Here is a 2,805-nt window from a genome sequence, read left to right on the forward strand (position 1 = left end):
TGTTTGGCGGCCGCAACCGGCTTTCGCCGGCATCTGCGGGTGTTCGGCGGGAATTTTCAGCCATCTGATCAAGGAATTGCCATGACCAACCCACGCATACTCGTCCTGACCAGTCTGATTCCGGTCCGCTGGGGGGACATGGACGCCTACGGCCACGTCAACAACACCATTTATTTTCGTTACATGGAGCAGGCGCGTGTCGAGTTTCTCGAACGGATCGGCTGCACGCTGACGCCGCGTGGCCAGGCGCCCGTGATCATCAACGCCAGTTGCACCTTCCTGATTCCAATCAATTACCCTGGTGTCGTCGAAGTCCGAATGTTCTGCGGACATCCGGGCCGCAGCAGCGTGCTGACGCATTACGAAATCCGCCGGCAGGGAGACGACACCCTGTACGCGACCGGCGAATCCAAGATCGTCTGGATGGATGTGGCGACCGGCAAATCGGTGCCGATTCCGGAAAGCATGCGCGCCGGCCTGCCGGCCTGAAGAGGAGGGGAGATGGACCCTGCAGTTCTCTGGCGCCCAAGCGCCGAAAGGATCGCGGCAGCCAGGCTGAGCGACTTCATCACCGCAATCCACAGCCGCTGGCAGGTCGACTGCCCGGATTACGCCAGTCTCTGGCGCTGGTCGGTGGCGCAGCCCGAGGCCTTCTGGACTTCGCTATGGGAGCAATGCGGCGTGATCGGCGAACGCGGTCCGACGGTACTGGAGAACGGCGAGCGGATGCCAGGTGCCCGCTGGTTTCCGCAAGCCCGGCTGAACTACGCCGAGAACCTGCTGCGCCGCCATGACCACGCCGACGCACTGGTATTCTGGGGCGAGGACAAGTGCCGGCGTCGCCTCTCGCATGCCGAGCTTTACGCGCAGGTTTCGCGCTGCGCGCAGGCCTTGCAGGCTGCCGGCATCGGCCAGGGTGATCGTGTCGCCGCTTACCTGCCCAACCTGCCCGAGGCGCTGATCGCGATGCTCGCCACCACTTCGCTCGGTGCGATCTGGTCGTCCGCTTCGCCCGACTTTGGTGTCCAGGGCGTTCTCGACCGTTTCGGGCAGATCGAACCCAAGGTCCTGCTCTGCGTTGACGGCTACTGGTACAACGGCAAACCGGTCGATTGCATGGCCAAAAACACCGAAATCGCAGCACAGATCGCCAGTGTCGCCAGGACGGTCGTCGTCTCCTACCTCGACGATTGTCCTGTGGTGGCAACGATCCGCAATGGCGTGCGCTACGCCGACTTCATCGCCCCCTTTGCCGCCGACGAAATCGAATTCGCGCCGCTGCCTTTCGCACATCCGCTATTCATCATGTTCTCCTCGGGTACCACCGGCATTCCCAAGTGCATCGTGCACGGTCATGGGGGCGCCCTGCTGCAACATCTCAAGGAACACCAGTTGCACGGTGACCTCAAGCAGGATGACCGCCTCTTCTATTTCACCACCTGCGGCTGGATGATGTGGAACTGGCTTGTTTCCGGCCTCGCTTCGGGCGCGACGCTGCTGCTCTACGACGGTTCCCCCTTCATTCCGGGCGCCAGCGGTCAGCCCGGAGCGATCCTCTTCGATTACGCCGATGCCGAACGCATGACGCACTTCGGGACCTCGGCAAAATTCATCGATGCGCTCGCCAAGACCGGCCTCAAGCCGCGCGAGACGCATCGCCTCGAAGCCCTGCGGACGATGTTCTCGACCGGCAGCCCGCTGGCTCCGGAAAGCTTCGACTACGTCTATCGCGAGATCAAGGCCGACCTGTTGCTGGCGTCGATTTCCGGTGGTACCGACATCCTCTCGTGTTTTGCGCTCGGCAATCCGATTCTGCCGGTGTTCCGCGGCGAGCTGCAATGCCGTGGCCTGGGAATGGCCGTCGCAGTCTTCGACGACGACGGCCAGCCGATTCCAGCCGGCCGCGGCGAACGTGGCGAACTGGTATGCACCGCGCCTTTTCCGGCGATGCCGATCGGCTTCTGGAACGACCCCGACGGTGCCAAATACCATGCCGCGTATTTCGATCGCTTTCCGAACGTCTGGTGCCATGGCGACTTCGTCGAACTCACGGCCAACGAAGGCATGATCATCTACGGCCGCTCCGACGCCGTGCTCAACCCCGGCGGCGTGCGCATCGGCACCGCCGAGATCTATCGTCAGGTCGAGCAACTGCCGGAAGTGGTCGAATCGCTGGTGATCGGCCAGGACTGGCAGCACGATGTGCGCGTCGTGCTGTTCGTCAAGCTGCGCGAAGGACTGCTCCTCGACGAAGCGCTGTGCGACCGCATCAAGCAGCAGATCCGCCGCAATACCACGCCGCGCCACGTTCCGGCCAAGGTCCTCCAGGTCGCCGACATCCCGCGCACCAAGAGCGGCAAGATCGTCGAACTCGCCGTACGCAACGTCGTGCATGGCCGGCCAGTAAAGAATATCGAAGCACTGGCCAACCCCGAGGCGCTGGAGTACTTTCGCGAACGGGTCGAACTGCAGAGCTGAACAGACGAGACTCTTGCCGCAGCTTCGCGCCACGGCCACCTAGGCTGTCGGATGGCGCTCACCTTGATGCATGGCGTGCTGGCGACGCTGGCTGGCCTCCTCGGCGCTTTTATTGCGCAACATCACCCGCTGTGGCCGGCATCGCTGAGTGCGTTTCTTGTCGTCTGGTGCCTGACCGTCTACTGGCACCCGCACATCTGGCTATTCGTTCTGCCGGCGCTGTTGCCGGTCGCCGGTTTTTCCGCGTGGACCGGATGGATCGGCATCGATGAGTTCGACTTGCTGGTGCTTGGCGCGGCGGTCGGCTGCCATGCGCGCATGGCAGCC

Annotated in this window: 2 protein-coding genes and 1 pseudogene; all 3 read left to right on the forward strand. The window is 63.1% G+C overall.

The genetic code is table 11. From position 1 onward, the window contains the following. Window positions 1–81 precede the first annotated feature (81 nt). A complete protein-coding gene (locus CAPSK01_RS00430; protein ID WP_034920878.1) occupies window positions 82–489 on the forward strand; it encodes a thioesterase family protein in 408 nt (135 codons plus the stop codon). Window positions 490–501: 12 nt separating this feature from the next. After that, window positions 502–2,478 (forward strand): acetoacetate--CoA ligase, encoded by a 1,977-nt coding sequence (locus tag CAPSK01_RS00435; protein WP_034920881.1) that lies wholly within the window; start codon window positions 502–504, stop codon window positions 2,476–2,478. 51 nt (window positions 2,479–2,529) lie between these two features. Then, window positions 2,530–2,805 (forward strand): annotated as a pseudogene (locus CAPSK01_RS00440) (hypothetical protein); the annotation flags it as partial.

Source organism: Candidatus Accumulibacter vicinus (assembly GCF_000584955.1).
Lineage (GTDB): Bacteria > Pseudomonadota > Gammaproteobacteria > Burkholderiales > Rhodocyclaceae > Accumulibacter > Accumulibacter vicinus.